The organism is Bradyrhizobium sp. USDA 326, assembly GCF_049739485.1.
In the GTDB taxonomy this organism is placed as follows: Bacteria; Pseudomonadota; Alphaproteobacteria; order Rhizobiales; family Xanthobacteraceae; genus Bradyrhizobium.
Window position 1 is genome coordinate 3430111 of sequence record NZ_JBMGQA010000001.1, and the last position, 13163, is coordinate 3443273.

11 protein-coding genes are annotated in these 13163 nt (G+C 64.7%); 5 read left to right on the plus strand and 6 right to left on the minus strand.

Annotated features, from left to right (window positions below; all coding sequences use genetic code 11):
- Positions 1–394 precede the first annotated feature (394 nt).
- The gene (locus tag ABIG06_RS16340) at positions 395–1147 is read left to right on the plus strand and encodes a hypothetical protein (protein ID WP_370137827.1); all 753 of its coding nucleotides are present in this window, start codon (positions 395–397) and stop codon (positions 1145–1147) included.
- Positions 1148–1240: 93 nt separating this feature from the next.
- Here the strand turns inward: ABIG06_RS16340 and ABIG06_RS16345 are convergent, their stop codons facing one another.
- Positions 1241–2011, minus strand: a complete 771-nt coding sequence (locus ABIG06_RS16345; protein ID WP_370137829.1) for an alpha/beta fold hydrolase — start codon at positions 2009–2011, stop codon at positions 1241–1243.
- A gap of 183 nt (positions 2012–2194) precedes the next feature.
- The gene (locus ABIG06_RS16350; RefSeq protein ID WP_199752279.1) at positions 2195–2659 is read right to left on the minus strand and encodes an Hsp20 family protein; all 465 of its coding nucleotides are present in this window, start codon (positions 2657–2659) and stop codon (positions 2195–2197) included.
- A gap of 205 nt (positions 2660–2864) precedes the next feature.
- Between ABIG06_RS16350 and ABIG06_RS16355 the strand changes: the two genes are divergently transcribed.
- Entirely contained in the window at positions 2865–3812 is a 948-nt protein-coding gene (locus ABIG06_RS16355) for an alpha/beta fold hydrolase (RefSeq protein WP_370137830.1), read from the plus strand.
- 59 nt (positions 3813–3871) lie between these two features.
- Here the strand turns inward: ABIG06_RS16355 and ABIG06_RS16360 are convergent, their stop codons facing one another.
- The gene (locus ABIG06_RS16360; RefSeq protein WP_370137832.1) at positions 3872–6679 is read right to left on the minus strand and encodes a di-heme-cytochrome C peroxidase; all 2808 of its coding nucleotides are present in this window, start codon (positions 6677–6679) and stop codon (positions 3872–3874) included.
- A 168-nt stretch (positions 6680–6847) separates the two neighbouring features.
- Positions 6848–8644, minus strand: coding sequence for an adenylate/guanylate cyclase domain-containing protein (locus ABIG06_RS16365; protein ID WP_370137834.1), 1797 nt, complete (start codon positions 8642–8644; stop codon positions 6848–6850).
- A 225-nt stretch (positions 8645–8869) separates the two neighbouring features.
- Between ABIG06_RS16365 and ABIG06_RS16370 the strand changes: the two genes are divergently transcribed.
- Together ABIG06_RS16370 and ABIG06_RS16375 are read left to right on the plus strand one after the other, a co-directional pair.
- Entirely contained in the window at positions 8870–9502 is a 633-nt protein-coding gene (locus ABIG06_RS16370) for a LysE family translocator (RefSeq protein ID WP_370137835.1), read from the plus strand.
- Positions 9503–9568: 66 nt separating this feature from the next.
- Positions 9569–9979 carry a GFA family protein gene (locus ABIG06_RS16375; RefSeq protein ID WP_370137837.1) on the plus strand — a complete coding sequence of 137 codons (411 nt, stop codon included), beginning with the start codon at positions 9569–9571 and terminating at the stop codon, positions 9977–9979.
- A 5-nt stretch (positions 9980–9984) separates the two neighbouring features.
- Here ABIG06_RS16375 and ABIG06_RS16380 read toward each other — a convergent pair whose 3' ends face one another.
- Positions 9985–10737 (minus strand): sulfite exporter TauE/SafE family protein, encoded by a 753-nt coding sequence (locus tag ABIG06_RS16380; protein ID WP_370137839.1) that lies wholly within the window; start codon positions 10735–10737, stop codon positions 9985–9987.
- An 89-nt stretch (positions 10738–10826) separates the two neighbouring features.
- On the opposite strand from ABIG06_RS16380, the gene ABIG06_RS16385 reads away from it, so the two are divergent.
- On the plus strand, positions 10827–11717 hold the full coding sequence (locus ABIG06_RS16385) for a LysR substrate-binding domain-containing protein (protein WP_370137840.1): 891 nt from the start codon (positions 10827–10829) through the stop codon (positions 11715–11717).
- A 278-nt stretch (positions 11718–11995) separates the two neighbouring features.
- Here the strand turns inward: ABIG06_RS16385 and hisN are convergent, their stop codons facing one another.
- Positions 11996–12778: a histidinol-phosphatase gene (gene hisN / locus ABIG06_RS16390; protein WP_124163236.1), complete on the minus strand. Its 783-nt coding sequence runs from the start codon at positions 12776–12778 to the stop codon at positions 11996–11998.
- Positions 12779–13163: the final 385 nt, after the last annotated feature.

Below are 13163 nucleotides of genomic sequence, written 5' to 3' on the forward strand. Positions count from 1 at the left end.
GCTCGTCCGCTGCGAGCCGCATTTTCTTAAATTCAGGCCTAGGCGCTCTTCGTCCCCGAGAACGGCTTTGCCTGGTACCCTCGAGAGCACCGGTTTTCGCTGCAATCCCTGTGCCGGAACCGCAAGCAAATTGAGACAGTCTTCCTGTCCTAACCATCACCTTGCCAAATTTTTGTCTAGCACACAAGCGTGCGGAAGTCCCGATTCCCGATATGTCAATCAATCGCTTTCCAAAAGTTGCGCGGCCCCGGTTTTGAAGCAAACGCGCCGCGATCCGGCCCCGCGCGCGCCGAAATCCGCAATGAAGCTTCGGATCAACCCTTCGGAAGGCGCGCCACGCCGCGAGAAGCGAAAGACGGCGGGCCATCGGGGGCCTGACAGGAGCGTCTCGACCATGAAATTTTTCACAGGATGTGTGGCCGCAGCGCTGGTGCTGGCCGCAAGCGCGGGCCATGCCCAGGTTCCCGCCAGCGGTATCGCGAGAGGGGCTGTGATCGCGGTGTCGGATTTCGACGCCCCCTACGCGCCGGAGGCTGTCCCGCCGTCCCCGCGTTACGGTTACGGCTATGGCTACGAGGAACGCAGTCCGGCGCTGGTGTTGTTGCCATCAACCGAGGTCTACGCGGTGCTGCGCGAAAACGGCTTCTTACCGCTCGGCATCCCGCGCCTGCGCGGCAGCGTCTACACCATCGCGGTGATCGACCGCCGCGGCGACGATGATGGCCGGCTGGTGATCGACGCCCGCGACGGCCGGATCATCCGCTTCATGCCCGCCGCTGACGCCTACGGCATGGCGCCCGCCTATGACGAACGCGCGGTCGCGCCTTACGGTCCGCAAAGCGCGCTGCCGCCGCCGACCGCGATCCGCAGCGGCCCGCCGCGCCCGCCGGCTCCGATCCCGCATGTGGCAAGCCGCGCCGTGCCGCTGCCCAAGGCCGCCCCGCGGCGCGCCGAGACGCCGGTCGCTGCCGCGAAGGCCGCGCCGGTGGCGCAGCAGGCTCAAGCACCGCAGGCCCAGCCTTCGCAGCAAGCGGCCGCCGTGCAGGCCAAGCCCGCCGAGGCCGCTGCGCCCACAATTGGTCAGGCCAACCCCGCAGCGACGATTCTGCCGACACAGGAGATGCCGGCCGTGCAGGGGCTGGATTAGGTCTGCGAGTTTGACGCGGTGGCGCGAGCCACGCCAATGGTGTCAAAAAGCGCCCGAAAATCTCGGGCGCTTTGGCAGTACGGCGATCGCCGCTCAGCTTCGCGGATACCCCGCCGCCTCCAGGATCAGATTCGCGACCTCCTTCGGATGCGACACCAGCGAGAGATGGCCGGCATCGAGCTCGATCGTGGTGGCGTTCATGCGCTTGGCGAGGAAGCGCTCGAAATCTGGGTTGATGGTGTAGTCGTTCTTCGACACCGCGTACCAGCTCGGCTTGGAGTGCCACGCCGCTTCCGTGGTGCGGCCGGCGAAGATCGAGGCCGCCGTCGGCCATTGCACCGCATAGAGCTCCCTGGCCTGCTCCGGTTTCACGCCATTGGCGAAGTATTTCAGGAAGGCGTCTTCCGAGAGCTTGGTGTAGCCGTCGCGCTCGACGATGCCGGCGCGCGCGGGCCCGGTCGGAAACTGCTTCGACAGCGCCACGAAATCCTCGTTCGCATCGGGCGCGCGGGCGGCGACGTAGACGAGCCCGGTGACCTTCGGGTCGGTGCCTACCTGGCTGATCACGGTGCCACCCCAGGAATGCGCGACCAGCACCGTCGGCCCGTCCTGCTCGGCCAGCGCACGCTTGGTCGCCTCGATGGAGTCCGCAAGCGACGACAGCGGATTCTGCACGGCGGTGACATGCAGGCCTGCAGCCTGCAGGATCGGGATCACCTCCGACCAGCTCGAGCCGTCGGCCCAGGCGCCATGCACCAGCACGACGTTCTTCGCCTTCACCGTTTGCGGTGTCTGCGCATGAGCAAGGCCGAGGGGAGCCGCCAAAAGGCTCGCGGCAACGAGAAGGCTGCGCCAGAGTGACATGATCTTTTTCTCCGTCTTGTCTTGTCTTGGGTTCGGTTCTTGGGTTCGGTTCTTGGGGTCGGTGCCCAAACGACGGAGGGAGAGACGGCGGCGTTACTCCCCTTCACCGCTCTGTGATGCAATGCACAACGAAAAAGCGCCCCGGGGCACCGGGGCGCTTTTGTAACTTGGAGTTCGCTTGGCTTAGGCGGCTTGCGCGGCCGAGCCCTCGATCACCTGCGCCTTGGCGCCGGCGTTGATCGCGATCTGGCGCGGCTTCTTGGCCTCGGGAATCTCGCGTACGAGGTCGACGTGAAGCAGCCCGTTCTCGAGCGAAGCGTCCTTCACCTGCACGAAGTCGGCAAGCTGGAAGGCCCGCTCGAAGGCGCGCGCGGCGATGCCGCGGTAGAGCACTTCAGACTTCGAGTTCTCGTTGGCGACTTTCTCGCCCTTGATCGTCAGCGTGTTTTCCTTCGCGACGATGGAGAGCTCATCCTTGGAGAAGCCGGAGACCGCAACGGTGATGCGGTAGGCGTTCTCGCCGGTGCGCTCGATGTTGTAGGGGGGATAACCGGGGCTGCCGTCCGAACCGGCCTGGTCGAGCAGGTTGAAGAGGCGGTCGAAGCCGACGGTGGAACGATAAAACGGGGTGAGATCATAGGTACGCATGGTCAAGTCCTCCATTGAGCGACTGTTAGGTAACCCGCCCGCCAATCGGGCCGGGCTCATCTCTGTGTGCAGCCTGATGTTCCGGTTCCGAAACACTGGTAGCGGCCTGCACGAAAATGATATGGGTGGAACGAGACGGCGTTCAAGAGGGCGGCATTTGCGCCTTTTCGGCGCTTTAGCCCCTTGATTGCAGTACTTCCCGCCTATGACGCTGGTCTCGATCCCGTCCAATCCGGTTCCCGAAAACGTCGTCAGCGGCACCATCAGGACCCCCGATGGCGCCGAGTTGCGCTTTGCGCGGTGGGCGCCGCCGGCAAACCGCAAGGGCACCGTCTGCGTCTTCACCGGACGCGGCGAGCAGATCGAGAAATATTTCGAGACCGTGCGCGACCTGCGCGACCGCGGCTTTGCGGTGGCGATGATCGACTGGCGCGGGCAGGGCCATTCCTCGCGCCGCCTGCGCGATCCGCGCAAGGGCTATGTGCGCGACTTCTCCGATTTCGAAATCGACGTCGAGACCTTCGTGCAGCAGGTGGTGCTGCCCGATTGCCCGCCGCCCTTCTTCGCGCTCGCCCACTCGATGGGCGGCACGGTGATGCTGCGGGTGGCGCATGCCGGCAAGCGCTGGTTCGACCGCATGGTGCTGTCCGCCCCGATGATCGACCTGCCGGGACGCACCACCTCGTTCCCGGTGCGTGCGCTGCTCAAGACGATGCGCCTGCTCGGGCAGGGCGGCCGCTACGTTCCCGGCGGCAGCGACCGCCTCACCGGGCTCGATCCCTTCATCAACAATCCCCTGACCAGCGATCCCGTGCGCTATGCGCGAAACGCCGCGATCCTGGAGGAGGATCCGACGCTCGGACTGGCGTCACCGACGGTCGCCTGGGCCGATACCGCCTTCCGTGCGATGCACACCTTCAAGCGCGTGAACTACCCCTCCCAGATCCGCCAGCCGATCCTGATGCTGGCGGCCTCCAATGACACCGTGGTCTCGACCGCGGCGATCGAGGAGTTCGCCTATCACCTGCGCGCCGGCTCCCATCTCGTGATCGCTGGCGCCAAGCACGAGATCCTGCAGGAGCAGGATCGCTACCGTTCCCAGTTCTGGGCCGCTTTCGACGCCTTCGTTCCAGGCACGCCGCTGTTCAAGTGAGAGCTTGAGCGAGGGTTGTGCCACAAGCTCGGCCATGACGACGGCGAACTCCAGTCGCCCTACAGCGTCTTCAGATACTCGATCAGGTCGTAGCGCTCCTGCTCCTTGAGCACGCGGCCGATGGTGCCGTCCTTGCCGGGGCCTGGCGTACCGTCGAACGAATGGCCGGCATTGCTGTTGCCGAACAGTTCGGTGCCATCAGACGCCCGCGTCGAGAAGCGCGACTGCCCGGTCTTGCAGCCCTCGCCGTCGGCGACCGCGAAGCCGACCTGCTTCGGATCGTAGTCGCGGCCACCACCCATGCAGAACGATTTGGGGCGCTCGGCCGCGGGGCTCAGCATCCAGTAGAGCGAAGGGACCGATCCGTTGTGCAGGTAAGGCGCGGTGGCCCAGACGCCATCGAGCGGTCGCGCGCGATACCAGGGCCCCGGCTCGGTCTTGTCGGGCGGCTGCGGACCGGGATTGGGGCAGTTCTTGCGCTTGCCCCACCAGGCTTGCTGATCCTTCGGGTCGATTTTGGCATCGTCCATTGCCTTGCGGGCGACGATGTCGACGAGCACCATCAGGCCAAGCGAATACGGCATGTCGGTCGAAGAAATATCCGGCAGATTGCAATTCCACCAGGCATTGAGGTTCTGGGTGGGATCAAGCCTGAGAAAGCCCGGCACCTGAATCGTGCGCGTCGCCAGCACCCCGGCCTGAGCAGGATCGGTGCCCATGCCTTTGGCGCTCTTCTGGACCTCGTTCAGGAATTTCTCCTCGCCGATGGTTTCCCACCGTGACGAGGACCAGATGCTTTGGGCCGGAAACTCGCTGTCGAACACGGGATCGTTGACCGGACCCAGATGGCATTCGACGCAGAGCTCCGAGTAGAGCTTGCGGCCACGTTTGACGCGGTCGCCATCGATCTTCCAGGCATCATCGCCGAAAATGTCCGACGGCCATTTCGGCGATGTCAGTCCGGAGAGCTGCTTTTTCGGATACGGCGCCGATCCCTTCAGCAGATCCTCGATCCAGTTCAGATTCTTGATGTCCATCGACGAGCGGAACAGCCTGTCCTTGGGCGTATTGTCGGACAGATTGAGCAGCGCGGTCACGCCCAGCGCTTCGCCGGCGTTGCGGATCAGAGGCTGTTCGATCGAAGCGTCATATTGCGCGTATTTGAGCCAGGGTACCGTCCAGATCGGGGGGAAGCTGACCGGCGCGTCCCTGGCGTGCAGATTCTTTTCGAAGCCGCTGAGCCCGCTAAGCGTCATGTCCTGCGAGAAGACCTGGTTGCCGATGCGGTTGAGCGCATCGAGGCGGCCATAACCTTCCTCGGTGTCCTGCTGCTTCTCTTCCCGCTTCGTCTTCTCGTTGAACCTCGTCTTGCCGCCGATGGTCTTCGCGTAGGTCTTCTCCCAGTCGACCAGGAACGTGCCGATCGCACTCAGCTTCTGCTTCAGTGCGTCGCGGTCCGCATCGCTGGCGGAAGGGCCGAGCACGCGGTCGGCGAAGCGCGTGAAGCGCCCCGGCACGTAGAGCGTGTAGGCGATCGACAGGCCGGTCGTGACCTCGAGCTTCCTCAGATCGGTCATCGCGGGACCGCCGTCGAAGCGGATGTCGATGCCCTTGTAGTGGATCTGGCCGGTGTGGCAGGCGGCGCAGGTCAGGCCGATCCGGTCCTCGCCGATCTGGCCGGTCGTAGGATCGGCTACGCCGGTCATGCGTGCGAAGCCGACGGGCAGGCCGTCGACGTTTTCGGCCTGGGGACCCCAGTTCACCGGCGGATTCCAGAGCCGCGCCGGCACCGGCTTCGTCTTGTCGTAAACGTTGGCATAGCCGAACCGGCGGAGCGTGGCGTTGTCGGTGTTGATCGTCTGCGGGCTCGGGATGAAGCCGAAGCGCTGAAGGTGGTCGCCGTCATGCAGCATCCCGGGCTTTGCGAAGAAATGAAGCCGCGGCTGCTCGAGCGCCATGAACCAGCGATAAGGCACCGGGAAAGTCGCGGTGCCCTGGCTGGCGTGATGAAACCAGTGCCGGTCCTCCAGCGCCCAGTTCTGCTCAAGCCAGTATGCAGCCTTGGGTTCGACGAGCTGCGGCAGTGGCGGCGCCACGAGATCGCCGAGGATGCCGGGAAGCATCGGCTGGAATTGATCGGGAAAGCGCAGTGCGACGACGCCAAAGACGAGGAGCGCGGCGACGAGGCCGCCGGCGGCGCGCAAGATCAGCGACGGCGGTTTGACCGGCTGGGCGACAATCCTCTGGGTGATCCTGTCCGGGAATCTGCGCTCGTCGAACAATGTCCTCACCTCGGCCACGCTGAGATAGCGGTCGTCGCCCCGACCCTTGCCCATGATCTTGAGCAGGATCGGCCATTCGAACTTCATCAGGATCGGGTAGTACCAGCGCGCTTGCTTGCCGGCGCGCTTGAGATTGTCTTTCATGAAGGTCTGGATTTGAGAGGCGTTGAGGCCGGTCTCGGTGCCGCCGTCGGGGTCGGCATAGGTGCCGCCGAAACTGGCGAGCCGTGCAATCTCGTCCTCGTTGACGCGACCGTCGACCCCGAGGATGCGCGAGCCGGCACCGAGCTTGTCGAGCGGGCCGCCGCGCAGCGTGTTGAGCTGCGCGCCCCAGAAGATGCTTTGCAGGATGTGACAGGCACCGTTGGCGATCAGTGCGACGCCGCGGACCTGGATGCGGGCCGAGGTCTTCTTCAGCCCGGTCTCGCCGCTTGCATTGGCGATAGTCTGCGACAGGGTCCGGAGTGGGACGGTGCCGCCGTCGACAAAACCTTCGCCGACGAGGCCGCGCAGGAAGGGGCAGGGATTGTTCGGCGAGACCTGGATCGAGGGGTCGAAGGGCGGCTTCGAAGCGCGGTCATGCATGGCCCAAATCCTGAAAACGGCGAGTCTAAAAAAGCAGGCGCGCTGTTAGAACGCGGAAAGTCCTAACAAACGAGGGTATATACTACTTCAGCGTGCAACGAAGTGTGGCTGACTTCACTGTCCTGCCAAAAAAAGCCGGTGTCGGACGGCACTGGCACGGGCAGTTTCTCAGGATTCGGCGGCGCGTTTGACGCCGCCCTGAACCAGGGCGAGCTTGCCCAGCGGCACGCCGGCCTTCAGTAGCCCGTCGCGATAATGGGCGATGTCCTCGGGCCGCTTCCAGTGGAAGTTGCGCAAGTGCCTCTCGACGTTCAGCGCTGGATAGTTTGCCATCAGCACGCGGGCGGCTTCGCTCGCCTCGTCGCTTCGCCCCAGTTGCGCCAATGCCGCGGCGCGGATCGCCAGCGCCTGCATGTGATTCGGGTTGATGTAGAGCTGCTCGCGGGCCCATGACAGCGTCGCGTCATATTGGCGCAGAAGATAATGACTGAACGCGTTCAGCGCCGACCATTGATAGCGCGGGTCGCTGTTGTCGCGTTGCGCAGCCATCGAGAACAGCTCGATCGCCTCGCGGTGCTCGCCGATCATGAAATGACAGATGCCGAGCACGCCGCGCGCGCCATTGTCGTAGGGGTTGAGCGCGACGGCGCGCTTGGCGGCGTCCATCGCCGCCTCATGATGTCCCTCCATCGCATGGGCCCAGGACAGGATCGAGAACGCAAAGGAGGAGCGCGGGTCGAGCCGGACGCTGGTTTCGGCGAGGTTCATTGCCTCGGTCCACATGTCGCGCGTGCCCTTGACCCAGCCGAACTGAATGCTCTGGATCTGGATCGTGGCGAGATAGGCGTGTGCGATCGACAGTTTGGGATCGAGCCGGATGGCCTCACGGAACAGGTCCACGGCGACGGCCAAGTCCTCCTTGGTCTGCCGGTAATAGTGCGACAGCCCCTTGAGGAAACGGTCCCAGGCGGACACGTCAGTCGAGATCCGCGCCGGTGCCGAGGCCTCGGCACGGACGATCTCGGTGGCGACCGCGGCAGACAGGTTGGTCGTGATCTCGTCCTGCATCGCGAAGAGGTCGCCGATGTCGCGGTCGTAGCGGCCGGTCCAGAGCTGCTCGCCGGTCTCCGGCGCAATCAGCTCGGCCGTGACGCGGATCTTGGCGCCGGCGCGGCGCACGGAGCCCTGGATCAAATAGGTGGCGTCGATCTCGCGTGCGATCAGGCGGGTGCTCGTGTTCTTGCCCTTGAAGGCGAAGGTCGAGTTGCGGCTCAGCACGCGATAGAAGGATTGCAGCGACAGCGCGTGGATCAGGTCCTCGGTGAGGCCATCGGAGAAATATTCATCCTGGGCGTCGCTGAGATTGGCAAAGGGCAGCACGCCGACGATCGCGGTGCGGTACTGCTGCGAGAGGGCGGAGGCTTCCCGGAGCTCGGGGGCAAGCGCCGGCGCGCCCTCGGGCGTCCAGGTCCAGACCCCGACCGCATCCTTGATGTTCTTGAAGCGATGGTTGCCGGCATCGGTCAGCGGCACCGAGAGATGCTTGCTCGCCTCTTTGTAGGCCTTGGCCGAGATCGCGAAGCCGCCGGGGCTCGCCACGGATTCCAGACGGACGGCGATGTTGACATCGTCACCGAAGACCTCGTCCTCGTCGGCGATGACATCGCCCATGTGGATGCCGAGCCGGAACTGCATGGCGCGGTCAGCGGGCAGATGCTGGTTGCGCTCCGCCATCACCGTCTGCATCGCGATCGCCGCCTCGGTGGCGCCGACAATCGAGGCGAACTCGAGCAGGAAGCCGTCGCCGGTGTTCTTCACGACGCGGCCGCCATGATTGAGGATGATGGGGTGGATTGCCGCGCGATGGGCCTTGAAGGCGGCATGGGTGCCGGCCTCGTCGCTTCCCATCATGCGCGAATAGCCGGCGACATCGGCGCAGACGATGGCAGCCAGACGTCTTTCCATATCCGCGAAGCTCCAAGGGAGAGGGGACCGGCCACGGCGTGGCAGTCGCCTCGAGTCCCGCATTTCAAGAACCCTGCCTTTATAAAGCAGATGAGGCCAAGCGAAAGCATGATCCGCATTGCAAATTCGAGGTAAATCCTAGGCAATCGCGGCGGTGGACGGGGACGGGCGAACCGACTAAGCGGAACCGGGACCGCCCGGACGGGGCGGCGGGAGGCATTTTGCATGCTGGGCATTCACGAGATCGGGCTTTTCATCCTGTCGGGTGTGCTGCTCAACATCACGCCGGGGCCGGATTCGGTCTATGTGATCGGCCGCAGCATGCAAATGGGCTGGCGGGGCGGCGCCGCTGCCGCCTTGGGCATCAGTTGCGGCTGTTTTGTCCATGTCGCGTGCGCGGCGATCGGTCTTTCGGCGCTGCTGATGGCCTCGTCCACCGCTTTCTCGATCCTGAAGCTGCTCGGCGCGGCCTATCTCGTCGTAACCGGGCTCCAGATGCTGTTGTCGCGCCCGGTGCCGGCGTCGGCGATCGACGAGCCGGTGCGGAGCTCATTGCGGCGGGTCTTCCTCCAGGGCGTCTTCACCAATGCGCTCAATCCCAAGGTCGCGCTGTTCTTCCTGGCCTTCCTGCCGCAATTCGTCGCAGCCGATGCGCCGCACAAGCCGCTCGCCTTCCTGACGCTCGGCCTGATCTTCATTTTTACGGGGACGTTGTGGTGCCTGGTGCTCGCCGCGTTCGCGGCCAAGGCCGCGCACCGGCTGAGGCAATCCGAGGGTGCCATCGCCTGGGTCAATCGCGCGCTTGGCGGCCTCTTCATCTATCTCGGCATCCGCATCGCCATGCTGGAGACGCGGTAACTCGCTCGAACGAAGGACTGGTGCAGCGGGCGCTTCGCCCTATGAAAGCTGTGCAGGGAGGTTTCGATGATCCGTGGAAGCTGTCTGTGCGGCGCTGTGCGGTTCGAGATCGATCAGGTGCGTTGGCTGACCCATTGCCATTGTGCCAATTGCCGCAAGCTGACCGGCGCGGCATTCGCCACCTACGCCCATGTCGATGCCGACAAGTTTCGCTTTGTTGCAGGCGAGAACCTGACCGTGGCCTACGAATCCTCGCCGGGAAGTTTCCGCCATCGGTGCAGGACCTGCGGCTGCCCGACGCCCGGCAAGGCGAGCTATCTCCCGACCGTCAGCATTCCCGCTGGCCTGCTCGATGACGATCCGGAAGTTCGGCCTCGCCTCCACGTTTTCACCTCGTCGCGCGTACCGTGGTGGACAATCCAGGACGATCTGCCTCAACACGAAAAATGGGTGCCGGGCTATGGGCCGAAATCGTAAGGCGCTTAACCGAATTCCTTCGCCAGCGCGCTTCCGGCGAGATAGAGGCCGAGCAAAATCATCGCGATCAGGAACCAGCGGCGAAACGCTTCCGCCGGCATCCGCGCCCGCACCGATTGGCCGATGAACATGCCGGCAAAGGCCATGGCGAGGCCCACGGCGCCCGGTACGGCATTGGCGGGCGTCAGCAATCCGACCGCGGTCAGGTTGAAGGCGAGCGCGAGCGTCGCCGTCGTGAAGAACACGCCGAGCGCCTGCACCAGCTCGTCCTTTTCCATGCCGATCGCCTGCATGAACGGCATCGAGGGGATCACCTGCACGCCGGTCGAGGCCGAGATCACGCCGGTGACGATTCCGACCACGCCGCCGACCCATTTCTCGTTCTCCGGTGCGACGCGAAACTGGAACTTGTTCAGGCCGATCACGGCGTAGGTGACGAGCAGGGCGCCGAGCACGATCGTGCCGTACCGCGCATGCGGGCCGGTCAGCGCCCCGGCATTGAGCCAGCACCCGATCACGGTGCCGATCATCAGCGGCCACAGCCGCCTCAGGATGTCGCGCAGATAAGGGCCGACGAAGGTCTGCCAGATGTTGGTGATGATGGCGGGCACGATGACGATGGCGATGGCGCGGCTCGGCGCCATGCTCACGGCGAGCAGGCCCATGGACACCGTTGGCAGGCCAAGCCCGACCACACCCTTGACGAATCCGGCAAGCAGGAAGACGGCGGCGACGAGAATGAGAAGCGGGTCGATCATCCCCGCACATTGACCGATGCCGCGATCGGGCACAATCTGGAGGTTACGGAGAGAGCCTTCGTCTGGGGCGAAGGCTGAGGAGACACGGCATGCGCTTCGACCTCGTCGACCTCCAGCTCTTCATCGCGGTCGCCGACCAGCGCAGCATCACACGCGGTGCCGAGCGGTCACACCTGGCGCTGGCCTCCGCCAGCGCACGCATCAAGGGGCTCGAGGATGCGCTCGGCGTCGCGCTGCTCAAGCGCGGCCGCCGCGGCATCGAATTGACCGCGGCCGGCGAGAGCCTGCTCGATCATGCGCGGCTCGTCATCCACCAGATCGACGCCATGCGCGGCGATCTTGCCGGCTTTGCCAGCGGTTTGCGCGCCAGCGTGCATTTCCTCGCCAACACCTCAGGGCTCTCGGAGCATCTGCCGAAGGCGCTCGCCGGCTTCCTGCGCGCGCATCACGACGTCGCCGTCGACATCGAGGAGCGCGAGAGCACCGACATTGCGGCGGCGATCACGACGGGCGCCGCCGATCTCGGTTTTGCCGCCGAGCACGCGCTGCCTGACCATATCGAGCGCTTCGTGTTCAGCGAGGATCGCCTGACGCTGGTGACCTCCCGCCGCGGCCCGTTCGCCGGCCGGCGCCAGATCGATTTTCAGGAGGCCGCGGCCTGCGACTTCGTCGGCCTGACCAGCGCCACAGCGCTCCAGATGCACATCTCGAAGCACGCGGCGCGACTCGGCATGCGCCCGCATTTCCGCGCGCGCCTGCGCGATTTCGATGCGATCTGCCAGATGGTTGCCGCCGATGTCGGCGTTGCCCTGGTGCCGGAAGCCGCCGCCCGCCGCTGCGCCAAGCTGATGCCGCTCGCCATGGTCCGCCTGCGCGACGCCTGGGCCAACCGCCGCCTCGTGATCTGCGCGCGAAGCTTCAAGGCGCTACCAAAGCCGGCCAAGATGCTGGTGGAGCATCTCAGGGCAGAGGCGGTGTGAGGAGGGCCGCGCTCTGGTGTGAGCCCACGCTGCAGCAGCGAGCCCAACTGCGCTCCCTCCCCCCTTGCGAGGGAGAGGGGTACCCAGCAAAAGGTCTCTCTGTCGTTAAGAAGGTGATCGATGGAGTCCCCGTGTGAGCCCCTTTCCCTAGCGCTCCCCCCCCAAGGGGGGGACGCACCTGTCGCGTTGTGAGAGAACGGCTCTTGACCTCCAGGGTAAGTGGCCTACTTCGCTGTCTCCGCGCCCGCGTCGGTGATGCAAGCCCTCCGCTCGCGTTGTTACTGGTTCAAGAGCCTCAAGGCCTCTTCGTGAACCCGCGCGTCGCCGGCCGCGATGATGCGGCCGCCGCCCTGGGCCGGCTTGCCTTCCCACGTGGTGACCACGCCGCCGGCGCCGGTCACGATCGGGATCAGCGCCGCGATGTCGTAGGGCTTCAGCTCGGTCTCGACCACGAGATCGACGTGGCCGGCCGCCAGCATGCAATAGGAGTAACAATCGCCGCCATAGCGCGACAGCCGCGCGCCCTGCTCGATGCGGCCGAAGATGGCGCGGTCGCTCTCGTTCATCAGCAGGGGACTGGTGGTGTAGGTCGTGGCTTCCGACAGCGAGGCGCAGCGGCGGACCTGGAGCCGGCGCTCGCCGGAGGGGCCCCTGTAATTGGCCGAGCCGTTGTCGCCGGAAAAGCGCTCGCCGATGAAGGGCTGGTGCATCATGCCGTAGACCGGCGCGCCTTTGTGGAGCAGCGCAATCAGCGTGCCCCAGATCGGAAAGCCGCCGATGAAGGATTTGGTGCCGTCAATGGGGTCGAGCACCCAGACATACTCGGCATCGTCCTGCTCATTGCCGAATTCCTCGCCGACGATGCCGTGCTGAGGGAAATTTGCCCTGATCAGGCGCCGCATCACCGCCTCCGCGGCGCGGTCGGCCTCCGTCACGGGGTCGAAATCCTTGGTCTTGCTCTTGTCGTCGACCGACAGCGAGGTGCGGAAGAACGGCAGGATGGTTTCGCCGGAGGCGGTGGCGAGCCGACCGATGAAGGCGGAGAAGTCGATCACCGTCACGGGAATCCTCGAAGCGAAGGTTGGCTGAAGCTCGCCTCCTGCCTAGCCCAATTCGTCCCCCGGGTGCAGCGCTGTCTTGATTTGCTCCCTGGTATTTTGGATGCCGAGGCGTGCTGCCTCATCCCAGTCATCTGCTGGCCAAATATCGATCATGGAGTTGAAAACTACGTTCCGGAGTTGCCTCGTTCGTATGCAAATGACTATCAACCCATTGAATTTCCTTATCAAAGAAACTGAATCTGGGTTTCTCTGGAAGCAACCGAGCCATGTGCGAATTGCATGGGAAATGGCTCAAAAGGCCTTGCGCTTTGTGCGGCGCGGTCGCATATTGTTGCGGTGCGGTAGCGCTTGGCGTTACCGCTGCCCTCCTTGGGCGTTTCCTCCC